This is a genomic window from Ferranicluibacter rubi (assembly GCF_011603255.1).
GTDB classification, from domain to species: Bacteria; Pseudomonadota; Alphaproteobacteria; order Rhizobiales; family Rhizobiaceae; genus Ferranicluibacter; species Ferranicluibacter rubi.
On sequence record NZ_JAANCM010000008.1, the window covers coordinates 50,170 to 63,419 of the forward strand.

Here is a 13,250-nt window from a genome sequence, read left to right on the forward strand (position 1 = left end):
CTTGCCACCCTGTTCGCCTCGAAAGGATGCATCATGAAGCAATCGGCCGTCGATGCGGTGATCCGGGGGTTGAAGAAGGCGGGCGTCAGCATCGTCTGCTACCTGCCGGACTCGCTGTTCAAGGAACTCTATCCGGCGCTCGACGCCGACCCCGACATCCGCACCATCCGCGTCACCAACGAGGGCGAGGGCGCGGCCATCTGCGGCGGCGTGTTCCTTTCGGGCAAGCGCGCCGCGCTGGTGATGGAGAATTCCGGCCTGCGCGCCGCCGTCGAGCCGCTCGCCCGCATGGGTCTCGGTGCCGGCATTCCGGTGGTGATGCTCATGAGTTATCGCGGCGAGCTTGGCGAGAACAACTGGTGGGCGATCCCCCACGGCATCACCATGGAGCCGGTGCTCGACGCGCTGCGCATTCCCTACCGCGTGGTGCGCGAGGAAGACGCCATCGAGCGGGCGATCGTCGATGCCTACAATTGGTCCTATGCCGGTTACTACCATTCGGCGATCGCGCTTGGCGGGGAGATCGTGCGATGAAGCGTTTCGACTGCATGACGGCGCTCGCCGCCCGACTGAAGGACGAGCTGGTGATCCTGTCGCTCGGCGGCAGCGTCGACGAGTGGTACAATGCCGCCCCGCACATGCGCACGGCGAGCCTCTTCCAGCAGCAGCTCGGCTGCGTCACGCCGCAGGCCTTCGGGCTTGCGGCCGGTCTGCCGCACCGGCGCGTGGTCTCGCTCGATACCGATGGCGGCATGATGTTCAATCTCGGCATTCTGGCGACCCTCGGCAACGAGCAGCCGAAGAACCTGTTCGTCGTCGTCTGGGACAACGAGTGCTACCAGTCGATCGGCGGCCCTCCGACACACACGGCCTTCGGCCGCGTCGACATCGCTGCCATCGCGCGCGGTTGCGGCGTGGACAATGCGTTTACCGCCAGAACGGTGGAGGAATTCGACGCCCATTGCCAGGCCGGCCTGTCCGCTGACGTGCCTTATCTGGTCGTCGCCAAGGTGGCCGGCAGCGTGCAGCCGGACATCCGGCGCAAGCACAGCGACGGGCGTGAGGACAAGTACATTTTTGTGCGCCATGTGGAGGCCAGCGAGAGCGTGGTCATCATGGGGCCGAGCGAGCACAACTAGACCATGGCGCACCCGACCATCCTGCCCGTCCGAACGCTTGCCCCGGCTTACGACTATATCGTCGTCGGCTCCGGTTCGGGGGGCTGTGCCGTGGCGCGCCGGCTGGTCGAGGGGTCGGACGCGACCGTGCTCCTGATCGAGGCCGGCCCGGCCGGTCTCGATGTCGCGGCGCTGGACGATCCCGCCGCCTGGGTGCCGCTCGGGCGTAGCGCCTACGACTGGGGCTACGATTATGCGCCGACGGAACGGGTGAACGGCCGCACGATCGGCATTCCGCGCGGCAAGGTGCTGGGTGGCTCTTCGTCGATCAATGCCATGATGTGGTATCGCGGCCATCCGATGGACTACGACGCCTGGGAAGAGGCCGGATGCGAGGGCTGGTCCTTTGCCGACGTGCTGCCCTTCTTCAAGCGCGCGGAGGACTGGGAGGACGGCGAGACGGCGCTGCGTGGTGCCGGCGGCCCCCTGCGCATCGAGCGCGGCGCGCCTGTCCATCCGGTCGCCGACGCCATGCTGGGCGGCGCGGCGGAGCTCGGCATTCCGGTCATCGACGATCCGAACGGGCCTGATAACGAAGGGGCGGCGATCGCCAATTTCAACATTTCGGGTGGCAAGCGCTGCAGTTCGGCGACGGGCTATCTCCGGCCGATCCTTGCGCACCCGCGCCTGACGGTGCTGACCGGGTCGCTTGCGGTCTGTCTCGGCTTCGAGCACCGCCACTGCGTCAGCGTGAAGCATCTTGTCGAAGGGCGCCTGTGCGAGACGCGTGCCACCACGCAGGTCGTGCTCGCACTCGGCGCCATCGATACGCCGCGCCTCCTCATGCAATCGGGCATCGGCGATCCCGCAGAACTCTACTGGCTCGGCGTGGATGTCCTCGCCGCGCTGCCCGGCGTCGGGCGCAATTTGCAGGATCATCCACTGGTACAGTCCTGCGTGTTCCGGGCGAGGCAACCGCTGGGGCCGGTCGTCGGCAATGGCGGCGGGACCATGATCAACTGGAAGTCGTCGGCCGCCCTGCCGCAGGCGGACCTTCATGCGTTTCCGATCCAGGGCAACGGCGCGGAGGCGCGCATCCGCGAGCTTCACGACCTCTCCGGCGAGGTCTTCTCCATCGGCTGCGGCCTGATGCGCTCCAAAAGCATCGGTCATCTGCGGTTGCTCGGTGCCGAGCCCGGCGCTCGGATGGAGATCCAGCCGAATTACCTGGCCGAACAGGCCGATCTCGACGCGCTGATCATCTCCGTGGAAACTGTGTTGGACCTCGTGCAGACCCGCGCCTATGCCGACTGGTTCGGCGGGCATCTCGCGCCGGCCCCCCGGCTTTCGCGCCGCGAGATCGTCGCCTATATCCGCAATGCCTGCTCGACCTTCTTCCACGTCTGCGGCACCTGCGCGATGGGCGCGGGCGAGATGGCGGTGACGGACGCCCGCCTGCGGGTGCGCGGCGTCGAGGGCCTGACCATCGCGGACGCCTCGGTGATCCCGATCATTCCCACCTGTAACACCCATGCACCGGTCACCATGATCGGCGAGCGCGCGGCCGACTTTCTGCTGCGAGCGGCGTGAGACCCATGACCGACAGACCCTCAACCCGAACGGGACCGAGAATGGCAACGGACAAGCAGATCATCGCCGGCGATACGCTCCTGACCATGGACGCCGCAAACAGCGTGATTGCGGGTGGAGCCGTGCTGATCGAGGACGGCCGCATCCTGGCCGTCGGGCCGGTGGATACGTTGACGGCCGTCAACGCACAGGTGCCGGTGAAAAGGATGACGAACTGCCTGCTGATGCCCGGCCTCGTCAATGCGCATGCCCATTCCGGGTTTCTCCGCGGGACCGCCGAGCATCTGCCGGTCTGGGACTGGCTGACCCTGCACATCAACCCCATGCACCGCATGCTGCGCCCGGAGGAAGCCGAGGCCGCCTCCTTTCTCTGCTACGCGGAATCCGTGCTCGGCGGCACGACGACGGTGGTCGACATGTGGCGCTTCATGGACGGCAGCGCGCGCGCGGCGGAGATCATCGGCAACCGGCTGGTGGCGGTTCCCTATGTCGGCGAACACCCGGATTACGACTATTTCGACACGCTCGACATGAACGAGGCTATGCTTCAGACATGGCACCGCAAGGCCGGCGGCCGCGTCAATGTCTGGGTTGGGCTGGAGCATTTGTTCTATGCGGACGAACCCGGCCAGCAGCGCGTCATCGACCTTGCAAAACGCTACGATACCGGTTTCCACACCCATTGCAGCGAGGCACAGATCGAGCTTGCCGAATTCGACAGGCGTTATGGCAAGCGCCCGATGTTCGCCCTGAAGGATCTCGGCTTCTTCGAGGCGCCGCGCACCATGATCGCCCACGGCGTCTGGCTCGATGCGTCGGAAATCGACCTGATCTCCAACCATACCGTCTCCGTCGCCCACAATCCGGTGAGCAATATGAAGCTGGCAAGCGGTATCGCGCTGGTGGCCGATATGCTCGCCGCCGGCGTGCCGGTCGGCATCGGCACGGATGGCGAGAAGGAGAACAACAATTTCGACATGTTCGAGGAGATGAAGGTGACCTCCCTCCTCGGCAAGCTGAAAGACCTCGACGCCGCCGCCATGGACAGTTGGGTCGTGCTGCGCATGGCGACGATCACGGGCGCGCGGGCCATTGGGCTCGACCACGAGATCGGATCGCTGGAAGCCGGCAAGCGCGCCGACCTGATCGCGGTGCGCACCGACACGCCGCGCATGACGCCGGTCTTTTCCGATGGTCCCTACTTCAACTTACAGCACAATCTGGTCCACGCCGTGCGTGGCAGCGATGTCCGCCTGACCATGGTGGACGGCCGGATCCTGGCCGAGGACGGTGTGCTGAAAACCGCCGACCTCGACCACATCATCGCCGACATCCACCGCCTCGCTCCACCCCATTTCGCCCGCCGGGCCGCATGGCTCGCAGAGAACAGCGAAGGCACGGCGCAGTGGACGAAAGCGGGGCAATGACAGGACCGGCCGCCGGTCGCGGAGCATTCCGAACACCGGCAAGGGACGATGGAGCGAGACAGGTGGCAAAGACGACCGACAGTGCAGCGCTCGATGAATGGTATGCGGTCGAAACAGCGGCCGAGATCCAGGACACGCCCGTTTTCACCCGCCTGCTCGGGCAGGACATCATCGTGTCGCGCGGCGCCGATGGCATCACCGTCCGCGAGGCCCCCGCCGGCCCGCCACTGCCGGTGCGGGAGAAATACGGTTGCGTATGGACGACGCTCGGCGCGCCGCGCCGGGACATCTTCGACATTTCGGAGGCGCTGGAGACCGATCGCCGGTTCGTGCCCTGCGGCTGGGTGACGATGCGTGCCTCCGGCTTGCGGGTGGTGGAGAATTTTCTCGACATGGCGCATTTCCCCTTCGTCCATGCCGATATTCTGGGCGCCGAGCCGAACACGGAGGTGCCTAGCTACCTCAGCGAGATCCGCCGCGACGTGGACGAGGTGTGGGCGACCAACTGCACCTTCTTCCAGCCGCGGATCGCCGCGACCGAAAGCGAGGGTGGCTTCGTGCAGCTGACCTACCGCGTGCCGATGCCCTTCGTGGTGATGCTCTACCGCGTCTGTCCGACGGCCCCCGACCGGCTCGACGCCATCGCGCTGTTCATACAGCCGATTGAGGAGGATCTCTGCCGGGCACAGCCGGTCATGTATCTGGTGGATACCGCCTCCACCCAGACCTCGCTCCTGCATTTCGAGCAGGTGATTTTCCTGCAGGACCGCATCATCGTGGAGAACCAGCGCCCGCTGCTCCTGCCGATGGAGCCCCGGCGGGAAATTCCGACCCGCGCCGATTCCTCCTCCATCGCTTATCGCCGCTGGCTGAAGGAAAAGGGCCTGCGCTTCGGCACAGTTGCCGGGGCGGGGTGACGATGGCCGGTCTCCCACACCCCGGTTCCCTCGAGGTCCTGCACCCGGCCAGCGTTCAGGACGCGCTCGACCTGCTTCAGGGCGACGCGCGTCTCGTCGCCGGCGGCACGGCGCTGCAACTTGAATGGGCGCGCGGCTTGCCCAAGCCGACACGGCTGATCGACCTCGGCCGCATTCCCGGCCTCAAGGGGATCACGGGGGATGCGGCGGGCCTGCGGATCGGGGCGTTGTCGTCGCTCGGCCTTCTCTGCTCCAGCGAGCGTGTGGCGCATCACCTGCCGATGCTGCAAGCCGCCGCCCGCACCGTGGCCGGGCCTGCGGTGCGCAATCTTGCCACGCTCGGCGGCAACATCGTCGCCCGCACCGGTTGCCTCCTGCCGGCGCTGCTGGCGCTAGACGCGACGCTGGAGGTAACGGGCAGAGACGGGCGCTTCCGCGAGCCCCTTTCCGGCTGGCTCCGACGCCCGGCCGACCCGGCCGAGGTGCTGGAGGCGGTGCACCTGCCGGTGCCGGATTCCCAGAGCCGCTGGACGCAGCGCAAGATCGGCCTGCGCGCTGCCTTCACCCCCAGCGTCATCGGTATCGCGGGCCGTCTCGATTGCCACGATGGCACCATCGTCGCGGCGCGCCTCGCGGTCGGCGGCGGCATTGTGGTGCCGCGCAGGCTGTATGAGATCGAGCGGCGGCTCACAGGACAGGATGTCGCCGGGATCGATTGGCCGGCGCTGGGCTCCGCGCTGATCGCGGCGATCGACGCGCCCGACGATGCGTTTCGGTCGGGGCGGTACAGGCGGATGGTTGCGGCCAATGCGCTGGTGCAGGGTTTGCGGGATGCCGGACGATCCCGCCTGGCCGAGGGCCCCGTGCCGCAGAGATCGGCAGAACTGGAGATGCCGCGCACGCCAACGGAGATCCGACTGTCCCGGACGGACCAGCCGCATCACTGGCATGTCCGGCCCGACATGGAGCCCAAGGTTTCCGGAACTCTGTCCTACCTGACGGATCGGCGGGAGGCGGGCATGCTGGTCGGCCGAATTCTGCGGGCCGGTCGCCCGCATGCGCGCATCCTGTCGATCGATACCCGCGCGGCCGAGGCGCTGCCCGGCGTCGTGGCGGTCGTCACGCACCGCGACATTCGCGGCGAGAATGCGTTCGGCATCGTGGTGCAGGATCAGCCGGCCTTCTGCTTTAACAAGGTGCGCTATGTCGGCGATCCCGTGGCCGCTGTCGCTGCCGTCGATGCGGCCACGGCGGAGGCGGCGCTCGCGCTGATCCGGGTGGACTACGAAGACTTGCCCATCGTGACCGACTCCGAAGAAGCGCTGTCGGACGCAGCCCCGGCGATCCATGCGGGCGGCAACCTGCAGCGGATCCTGCATTTTTCGCGCGGCGACGTCGCGGCCGGGTTCGGGGCGGCGGCGCATGTCGTCGAGCGGCGCTACGAGACCTCGCGGCAGATGCATGGTTTCATGGAAACGGAAGGCGGCTTTGCGCGTGTCGAGCCGGACGGATCGCTCGCCGTCTTCGTCGGCGGCCAGCACGGCGCGCGCGACCGGCTGCAGCTGGCGCGCATTCTCGGGCGTCCGGAAGAAACGATCCGCGTCGTCACCAGCCCGACCGGCGGCGCCTTCGGCGGTAAGGACGAGCTGACGGTGCAGCCGGCGTTGGCCTTGCTGGCGATCAAATCCGGCAAGCCGGTGCGCCTCCAGCTTTCGAGGGCCGAGTCGGTGATATCCGGTATCAAGCGCCATCCGATGATCATCCGCATGCGCACCGCATGCGACGCCGCCGGGCGCCTGATCGCGCAGGAGGTGGACCTGCTCGCCGATGCCGGCGCCTATGCCTCGCTCGGTCCCGGCGTGCTGGAAACCGCGCTCGAGCACGTGGCCGGCCCCTACGTCATCCCGCATGTTTCGACGCGCGGGCGGCTTGCCTATACAAATAACGGCGTCTGCGGCGCCTTTCGCGGTTTCGGCGCCAACCAGATGACCTATGCGATCGAATGCCAGATGGATGCGCTGGCGGAGCTCTGCGGCCTGACGCCCGTGGAAATCCGCCGACGGAACCTGCGCGCACAAGGCTCACCCGGTTTTCTCGGCCAGACCGTTGCCCCGTCGGAGCGCCTCGCGGACATGCTGGAGGCCGCCGCCGCCAGCCCGCTCTGGGACGATCCCGGGCCCGGCGACGGCGAAGAGGTGATCGGCACGGGCATGGCGCTGAACTATCAGGGCAACGGGCTCGGCTCGCTGGTGCCCGATCCGGCCGGCGGGCGCCTGCGCTTGCGCGCCGACGGGCTGATCGAGGCGGCCTACGGGCTGGACGAGATGGGACAGGGGCTGCTCACCTCCGTCCAGGCGGCCGTGTCCGCCGAGCTCGGCATCAGCCGCGACGATATCCTGCCCGTCACCGGCGACACGGCGCTTGCCCCCGATTCCAGCTCGACCAGCGCCTCGCGCGGCGGTTATGTCGTCTGGCGGGCGGCGCAACTGGCGGGCCCGGAGTTTTCCGCCCGGCTGACGGATGCCGCCGCCCGCCTGCTCGACCGGCCCGCCGACGGCCTGAAACTGGCCCCCGGTGGCATCGCCGACCGGCGCAGCAACAGCGGCCGGCTGCTGATGCGCTTTCGCGACCTGGCCGAGGCGCTTGCCCCTGAGGCGCTGCCGTCCGTCACGGTCGCCTTCGACTTTCCAAAGACGGAGTACACGGCCAGCAATGCCCGCTACATCTTCGCCTTCGGCGCCTGCATCGTGCGCGTGGCGGTGAGCCGGATCACGGGCGCTGTCCGCGTCCTCGATATCCACCAGCACACGGCCGCAGGCCCGGTTCTCGACGTCGCAGCCTATCTCGGGCAGATGGAGGGCGGGGCGATCCAGGGGCTCGGCTTCACGCTGACCGAGGACGCGCGGATGCTGGACGGTGCCTATGTGACCGCCAATCTCGACACCTACATGCTGCCCGGCATCCGCGATACGGCGCGCAGCCTGTCAGTCGTCGCGCTGGAAGGGCTGGATGACGGCGACGGTCTCGGCCCGCGCGGTGCCGGCGAACTCGGGATCGGCGCGATCACCCCGGCCATCGCCAATGCCGTCGGAAAGGCTATCGGCCAGACCGCCTGCAAGACGCCGCTGACCGTCCCCTTCTGCCCGGAAGGCCTTCTGGATGCGATCGGAGCACGCGTATGAGCGCCATCGCCTTCCGCCTCAACGGCGAGATGCGGTCCATCGCCACACCGGCCGAGACGCGGCTCTCGGAGATCCTGCGCGATCAGTACCTCCAGACGGCCACCAAGGTCGCCTGCGGCATCGGGCGCTGCGGCGCCTGCACGGTGATGATGAACGGCCAGGCCGTCAATGCCTGCCTCGTCATGGCCTGGCAGATCGAGGGTGCCGACATCGTCTCGCCGGAAGGGCTGGGCGCCTTCGAGACCGCCCGTATCGTCAAGGCGGCGCTCATCGAGGAGAACGCTTTCCAGTGCGGCTATTGCGCGCCCGGCTTTCTGATGGCGCTGACCGTGCTGTTCCTCAGCAACCGGCAGGCGGGAGAGCCGGAGATCCTGTCGGCGCTGGAGGGCAATCTCTGTCGCTGCACCGGCTATCATTCCATCCTGCGCGGCGCGCTTTCCGCCGCCAACCGCCTGCGCCCCGGCGCAGCAAGCGAGACCGGAGATCCCTCATGACCCTCATCCTTCGCCCGTTCAAGCCCGAAAGCGAGGGCGCCAAGGCCTTTCTGTCGATACCGCGCAAACGCCTGCTGATCGGCGGTGCCTGGGTTGAGGCCTCCGGCGGCGCGACGTTTTCGACCTACGATCCCGCAACCGGCGAGCCTCTGGCGGAACTGAGCGAAGCGAATGCATCGGATGTGGACGCGGCCGTCTCGGCCTCCAGAGCCGCCTTTGAAAGCGACGCCTGGCGCGGCATGACGCCGTCGGCACGCGCCAAACTGCTCTGGCGCATCGCCGACCGTATCGAGGCGAATGCGGATGCGCTGGCGGAGCTCGAGACGCTCGACCAGGGCAAGTCGCTGAAGACCGGCCGCTTCGGCGAAATCCCGGCCTCGGCCGAACAGTTCCGTTATTATGCGGGCTTTGCCACGAAAATCCTCGGTACCACCATTCCCACCTCGATTGCCTATCAGCCGCCGGGCAAAAAGATCTTCGCCTATACGACGCGCGAGCCGATCGGCGTGGTGGCCGCCATCACGCCGTGGAATTCGCCGCTTCTGATGGCAGCGATGAAGCTGGCGCCGGCCCTTGCCGCCGGTTGCACCGTGGTGCTGAAGCCGGCCGAGGAAACCTCGCTCACCGCCCTTCGCCTCGGCGAACTGATGATCGAGGCCGGACTACCGGCCGGCGTCGTCAACATCGTCACCGGCTCCGGGGAAGTCGCGGGCGCAGCGCTCGCTGCCCATCCGGACGTCGACAAGGTGGCCTTCACCGGCTCGACCGAGGTCGGCAAGCTGATCGTGGGGGCCGCGCGCGGCAATCTGAAAAAGCTGACGCTGGAACTGGGCGGCAAATCGCCAGCCATCGTCTTGGCCGACGCCGACATGGATCTCGCCGTTCCCGGCATCGCCCGCGGCATCTTCGCCAATGCCGGGCAGGTCTGTGTCGCCGGCTCGCGCGTCTATGCCCACCGTGCGGTCTACGACCGGTTGGTCGAGGGGCTGGCGCGAGAGGCAGACAGGCTGCGTCTCGGCCACGGTCTCGACCCCGAGACCGACCTCGGGCCGCTGGTCAACCGGAAACAGGCCGACCGGGTCGCGCGCTATGTTCGCGCAGGCGTGTCCGACGGCGCGGAGATCGTCGCAGGCGGGGTGCAGGACGGCGAGCAGCAGACCTTCTATGCGCCGACCGTCGTTACCGGCGTGCGCCAGGATATGGCCCTGATGCGCGAGGAAATTTTTGGTCCCGTCGTCGCCGTCACACCGTTCGACGAGGCGGGGGAGGCGCTCGCCTTCGCCAACGACACGCCCTATGGCCTTGCCGCCAGCGTCTGGACCGCCGACCTCAGTACCGCCCACCGCCTGTCGGCCGCCATCCGTTCCGGCACGGTCTGGATCAACTGCCACTCCTATTTCTCCCCCGAACTGCCCAAGGGCGGCCACAAGCAATCCGGCTGGGGCTATGAAAACGGCGCGCCGGGGCTGGAGAATTATCTCGAGACGAAGACGGTGTGCGCGCTGGTGTGATACCAACGGCCCGGAGCTTTGGCCTTAGGGCAGGTTCGAGTGGCTATCGATTTGATGGCGGGTCGTTTGCGAAGAAATTCCAATTTTGGCAGCAGATACCGATGATAGGGGTCTGATCCCTTCAGGAACGTCACCTTTCAGATGTCCGCGAGAAGGATGACTGAGACGAGGATCAAATCTGATGCGGAATGCCAATCTATGCCCCTTTCACTCTACTGCGGCTGCTGGACGTAAAGACGGCGATAGCAAGACAGACGCCGGCGATCTGCAGTCCCGCGCCGGCGGCCTCGGTCACTGTCGGCCATCGCACCTCGAAGACGAAGCCGTAGCCGAGACCGAAAATCGTTTCGGCGACGATCAACTGGGCGGCGAGCGACAGAGGCAAGCGGCGCGCAGCGACCACCCAGAGCACGGTGGCCAGCCAGGATCCGGCAAGGCCCATCAGCAGTGACCAGAGGATGAATGTCTCGACCTGCGGTAGCGTGAACGCTGTCTGCGCGGCGAGCGATGTGAAGGGAAGCAGAAGAATGCTGCCGATCAGCGCGCCGATGCCCTGAAGACCCGTCCAGGCGAGACCGTCGGGCGCGTTTCCGTCGCTGCGCATGATGGCGGAGTTTGCAAGGCCATAGACCACCCAGACGGCAAGTGCTGCAAAGGACAGGGCCGTGCCAGCGAGAAGGTTCCCCCGGTCTTCCAACGCCACATCCGCGAATGTGCCGAGATTGACGAAGGCGATACCGCCGGCGATCAGCAGCAGGGGGCCTGCCAGCCTGCGCCAGGCCACGGCCTTCTCGCTGAGATTGGCGATCAAGGGCAGGATCACCGGCATCAGTCCGGTGACGAGGGGCGGAATGGTCGGTCCCGAAAGGCCGACGGCGAAGGCCGCGCTGACGAAATACCCGACATAGCCGAGCCCGCCGAGCGCAAGGCCAATGCACCAGTGCCGCAGACCGAGCCCGACCGGGCGGAAGCGGGGATGCAGCATCAGCAGGAGCGAGACGAGGCCGAACAGGCCGTAGCGCGAAACCGCGAGATCGATGGGGGTAAAGGGCGCCACCGCGCGTGCGGCGACGAAGGTGAGGCCCCAGAGCGCGCAAGTGGCGAGCCCTGAGAGGATGCCGATGATCATGGGATAAGCCTTGGAGAGAGAGGCGTTCAGCATCGTCGGATCATCCACCGAAATCCATGGCGGATCGGAGGTGAAACCGCTAATTTCGACCTATGACGAAAGCAAAAGACGCCGAACCCCTTCGATCCACAAATTCCCCCCTCGATGCCATCGACGCGCGCCTGCTGACGGTGCTCGACGCGCAAGGCCGGTTGCCGATGAGCGAGCTTGGCCGTTTGGTCGGCCTGTCGGCCCCGAGCACTGCCGATCGGGTTCGGCGTCTGGAAGCGACGGGCATCATCGCCGGCTTCACCGTGGAGACCGATCCGCGGGCGCTCGGCTATGCGATCCGTGCGCTGGTGCGCATCCGGCCGCTGCCGGGCAAGCTGCATCTGGTGGAAAAGCTCATTCAGGAAACGCCGGAGATCGTCGAATGCGACCGGATCACCGGTGAGGACCCGTTTCTGGCACGGCTGGTCGTGCGCTCCGTCGAGGAGATGGATGCGGTGCTGGAAGGCCTGTCCGACCATGCCGTCACCAGCACGGCGGTGATCAAGGGGCAGTCGGTCAAGCGCCGGCTGCCGCCGTTGTAGGACCTGTCCAAACGTCGAACAGACGGGCGAAAACAGCATTTCTAGAGATGGATGAGCCGTGGGCTTGTTGCAGCAGATGGTCCCCCTGCTAAACTCATGGCAGCCGCCCTTTTTCCGGAGGAAAGAACATGTCCGCCTTCGCAACTGCTCTCCCCGGTCTGAACCCTGATATCGCTGATAAACTTGCCGCCGGCGTGGCCTCCGGTCTGCTGCCGCATCTGCATGCTGTTGTCGTCGAGCGAGCCGGAACGCCGGTCCTAGAACGCTATGATCAGGGTATCGACGAGACCTGGGGGCAGCCGCTCGGGGTCGTCTCCTTCGAACCCGACACGCTGCATGATCTCCGGTCAGTGACGAAAAGCGTGGTCGGCCTTCTCTACGGCATCGCGCTCGATCGCGGCCTCGTACCGGCGCCGGCTGCGCCGCTTCTTGCTCAATTTCAGCAATATGCAGACCTCGCCACCGATCCAACGCGGCAAAAGCTGACGGTTGAACACGCGCTGACCATGACGCTCGGAATGGAATGGGACGAGAGCCGCCCTTATACGGACCCGGAGAACAGCGAGATCGGGATGGAAAACGCTGCCGATCGTTACCGTTACGTTCTCGAGCGACCCTTCGTCGCCGAACCGGGAGCGCAGTGGATCTACTCCGGCGGCAGCGTGGCGCTGGTGGGCGCGTTGATCGAACAGGGAACGGGCAAAAGCCTGCCGGATTTCGCGCGCGAGGCCCTGTTCGAACCGCTCGGCATTTCCGTGTTCGAATGGTCGGCAGGACAGGACGGTGTCGCGTCCGCGGCCTCCGGCCTGCGTCTGACCGCTCGCGACCTCTTGAAGATCGGACGCCTCGTGCTTGGCAAGGGTCTGTTCGAGGGGCATCGCGTCGTCTCCGAAGGCTGGATCGATGGCTCCCTGCGCCCGATCGTGCCGACGGGTGACGGGTTGCATTATGGCAGGCTCTGGTTCTGCGGCGAGGCACTGGCCCTCGGCGAGGACCGTCGTTGGTTCGCAGGTTTCGGCAATGGCGGACAGAGACTGTGGCTGATGCCGGAGGCCGATCTCGCGGCCGTCGTCTTCTGCGGGCGCTACAATATCTGGGATGCCTGGATGACACCGACCCGTATCTGGCGCGAGATCGTCCTCGCAAACCTGGAAATGTCGTGATCCGACATCCTTGCGCCCTTACTCTAGCGCCCCCTAAGAATCGAGGAAGGACGGCAGTAACGTTTTCCGAGGACCAGCTAAAGCAGCAACTGACGTCGCTGAATATTTTTGTTGAATTGCACAGGCGCGACAATTCGGAAGAGTGAT

11 protein-coding genes are annotated in these 13,250 nt (G+C 66.4%); 10 read left to right on the top strand and 1 reads right to left on the bottom strand.

Annotation, left to right across the window (positions count from 1 at the left end; genetic code table 11):
- Positions 1–33 precede the first annotated feature (33 nt).
- The 8 genes from G8E10_RS15870 to G8E10_RS15905 all read left to right on the top strand — a co-directional run bounded on the left by G8E10_RS15870 (position 34) and on the right by G8E10_RS15905 (position 10,239).
- Positions 34–534: a thiamine pyrophosphate-binding protein gene (locus G8E10_RS15870; RefSeq protein ID WP_110728683.1), complete on the top strand. Its 501-nt coding sequence runs from the start codon at positions 34–36 to the stop codon at positions 532–534.
- A complete protein-coding gene (locus tag G8E10_RS15875; protein ID WP_110728684.1) occupies positions 531–1,139 on the top strand; it encodes a thiamine pyrophosphate-dependent enzyme in 609 nt (202 codons plus the stop codon). The genes G8E10_RS15870 and G8E10_RS15875 overlap by 4 nt, the downstream gene beginning before the upstream one ends.
- A 3-nt stretch (positions 1,140–1,142) precedes the next feature.
- Complete coding sequence (locus G8E10_RS15880; RefSeq protein WP_110807758.1) at positions 1,143–2,708, top strand: GMC family oxidoreductase; 1,566 nt, start codon at positions 1,143–1,145, stop codon at positions 2,706–2,708.
- A 41-nt stretch (positions 2,709–2,749) separates the two neighbouring features.
- Positions 2,750–4,135: an amidohydrolase family protein gene (locus G8E10_RS15885; protein WP_110801426.1), complete on the top strand. Its 1,386-nt coding sequence runs from the start codon at positions 2,750–2,752 to the stop codon at positions 4,133–4,135.
- 62 nt (positions 4,136–4,197) lie between these two features.
- Complete coding sequence (locus G8E10_RS15890; RefSeq protein WP_110801425.1) at positions 4,198–5,052, top strand: aromatic ring-hydroxylating oxygenase subunit alpha; 855 nt, start codon at positions 4,198–4,200, stop codon at positions 5,050–5,052.
- A gap of 2 nt (positions 5,053–5,054) precedes the next feature.
- On the top strand, positions 5,055–8,234 hold the full coding sequence (locus G8E10_RS15895; RefSeq protein WP_167129987.1) for a molybdopterin cofactor-binding domain-containing protein: 3,180 nt from the start codon (positions 5,055–5,057) through the stop codon (positions 8,232–8,234).
- Complete coding sequence (locus tag G8E10_RS15900) at positions 8,231–8,728, top strand: (2Fe-2S)-binding protein (RefSeq protein ID WP_110801424.1); 498 nt, start codon at positions 8,231–8,233, stop codon at positions 8,726–8,728. Before G8E10_RS15895 ends, G8E10_RS15900 begins: the two co-directional genes overlap by 4 nt.
- Positions 8,725–10,239 carry an aldehyde dehydrogenase family protein gene (locus tag G8E10_RS15905; protein WP_110801423.1) on the top strand — a complete coding sequence of 505 codons (1,515 nt, stop codon included), beginning with the start codon at positions 8,725–8,727 and terminating at the stop codon, positions 10,237–10,239. Before G8E10_RS15900 ends, G8E10_RS15905 begins: the two co-directional genes overlap by 4 nt.
- Positions 10,240–10,435: 196 nt before the next feature.
- Here the strand turns inward: G8E10_RS15905 and G8E10_RS15910 are convergent, their stop codons facing one another.
- On the bottom strand, positions 10,436–11,401 hold the full coding sequence (locus G8E10_RS15910; protein ID WP_245420118.1) for a DMT family transporter: 966 nt from the start codon (positions 11,399–11,401) through the stop codon (positions 10,436–10,438).
- Between the two features lie 59 nt (positions 11,402–11,460).
- On the opposite strand from G8E10_RS15910, the gene G8E10_RS15915 reads away from it, so the two are divergent.
- Both G8E10_RS15915 and G8E10_RS15920 read left to right on the top strand, forming a co-directional pair.
- Positions 11,461–11,940, top strand: a complete 480-nt coding sequence (locus tag G8E10_RS15915) for an Lrp/AsnC family transcriptional regulator (protein WP_110801422.1) — start codon at positions 11,461–11,463, stop codon at positions 11,938–11,940.
- Between the two features lie 128 nt (positions 11,941–12,068).
- Complete coding sequence (locus G8E10_RS15920) at positions 12,069–13,103, top strand: serine hydrolase domain-containing protein (protein WP_110801421.1); 1,035 nt, start codon at positions 12,069–12,071, stop codon at positions 13,101–13,103.
- Positions 13,104–13,250 lie beyond the last annotated feature (147 nt).

Excerpts from the sequence above, each read along its gene's own strand:
- G8E10_RS15875 (WP_110728684.1), top strand. The coding sequence starts at position 531 with ATGAAGCGTTTCGACTGCATGACGGCGCTCGCCGCCCGACTGAAGGAC.
- G8E10_RS15920 (WP_110801421.1), top strand. The coding sequence starts at position 12,069 with ATGTCCGCCTTCGCAACTGCTCTCCCCGGTCTGAACCCTGATATCGCT.
- G8E10_RS15905 (WP_110801423.1), top strand. The coding sequence starts at position 8,725 with ATGACCCTCATCCTTCGCCCGTTCAAGCCCGAAAGCGAGGGCGCCAAG.
- G8E10_RS15910 (WP_245420118.1), bottom strand. The coding sequence starts at position 11,401 with ATGCTGAACGCCTCTCTCTCCAAGGCTTATCCCATGATCATCGGCATC.
- G8E10_RS15870 (WP_110728683.1), top strand. The coding sequence starts at position 34 with ATGAAGCAATCGGCCGTCGATGCGGTGATCCGGGGGTTGAAGAAGGCG.
- G8E10_RS15915 (WP_110801422.1), top strand. The coding sequence starts at position 11,461 with ATGACGAAAGCAAAAGACGCCGAACCCCTTCGATCCACAAATTCCCCC.
- G8E10_RS15880 (WP_110807758.1), top strand. The coding sequence starts at position 1,143 with ATGGCGCACCCGACCATCCTGCCCGTCCGAACGCTTGCCCCGGCTTAC.
- G8E10_RS15895 (WP_167129987.1), top strand. The coding sequence starts at position 5,055 with ATGGCCGGTCTCCCACACCCCGGTTCCCTCGAGGTCCTGCACCCGGCC.
- G8E10_RS15885 (WP_110801426.1), top strand. The coding sequence starts at position 2,750 with ATGGCAACGGACAAGCAGATCATCGCCGGCGATACGCTCCTGACCATG.
- G8E10_RS15900 (WP_110801424.1), top strand. The coding sequence starts at position 8,231 with ATGAGCGCCATCGCCTTCCGCCTCAACGGCGAGATGCGGTCCATCGCC.